The organism is Vibrio sp. 2096, from assembly GCF_033339595.1.
Classification (GTDB): Bacteria; Pseudomonadota; Gammaproteobacteria; order Enterobacterales; family Vibrionaceae; genus Vibrio; species Vibrio alginolyticus.
This window is the reverse complement of the sequence record NZ_JAWOUX010000097.1, coordinates 1-1,090: the sequence shown is the minus strand read 5'-3', so window position 1 is coordinate 1,090 and position 1,090 is coordinate 1. Positions and strand designations below refer to the sequence as shown.

Genomic DNA, 1,090 nt, shown 5'->3' with positions numbered 1-1,090 from the left:
CTATCGGTAGTTATGCAAGCTGCTGGGCAGCTTCAACTAGCCATTACCGCACGCCTTTCAATGAGCTTAAACAACACCCCAATGGCTGGCACACAACTGAATGTAGTCAGTGGCAACTTTGTCATTGCACAGCCACTTGGCGTGGATGACGGTGTCGATTACTGCCACAGTGGACGCATTCGCCGCATTGACACCGACGCGATTAATCGCACGCTCGACCAAGGCTCTATTGTGCTACTTGGCCCCATTGCGAGCTCCGTGACTGGCGAGTGTTTTAACTTGCTTTCTGAAGAAGTCGCGACGCAACTGGCGATCAAATTAGGCGCAGACAAACTGATTGGTTTCTGCTCAGAACAAGGCGTGATTGACGACAATGGCAATGCCGTCGCAGAGTTGCTGCCTATCGAGGCAGAGCACGTCATCAAAACGCTTTCAGAAAACCACGCTTCAGATTCCGATTACAACACGGGCACTTTGCGTTTCCTCAAAGGTTCCATCGCCGCTTGTCGCGCTGGCGTCCCACGTAGCCATCTCATCAGCTACAAAGTAGATGGGGCTTTGATTCAGGAGTTGTTCTCGTTTGACGGTATCGGAACTCAAGTCGTCATGGCGAGCGCAGAGCAAGTTCGTCAAGCTGGTATTGATGACATCGGCGGCATTTTGGAATTGATTCATCCATTAGAAGAACAAGGCATTTTGGTCAGGCGTTCGAGAGAACAGCTAGAGCAAGAGATTGGTAAATTCACCATCATTGAAAAAGATGGCTTAATCATCGGATGCGCGGCTTTATACCCATATTCTGAAGAACGAAAAGCTGAAATGGCCTGTGTTGCTATTCACCCAGACTATCGGGATGGCAACCGAGGTTTGTTGCTGCTGAACTACATGAAGCATCGTTCAAAATCAGAAAACATCAACCAGATTTTTGTCCTTACCACCCACAGTCTGCATTGGTTTAGAGAGCAAGGATTCTACGAAGTTGGAGTCGATTACTTGCCAGGAGCCAAACAAGGGCTGTACAACTTTCAGCGTAAGTCCAAAATCTTAGCGTTAGACTTATAAACAAACTCAACATCATTAACAGATGCGT

Annotated in this window: 1 protein-coding gene; it reads left to right on the top strand. The window is 48.0% G+C overall.

Features of this window, described 5'->3' with window-relative positions; all coding sequences use genetic code 11:
- The coding region (argA, locus tag R7Q41_RS24320; RefSeq protein WP_318144744.1) for an amino-acid N-acetyltransferase at positions 1-1,062 on the top strand (1,062 nt) is incomplete at its 5' end.
- Positions 1,063-1,090 lie beyond the last annotated feature (28 nt).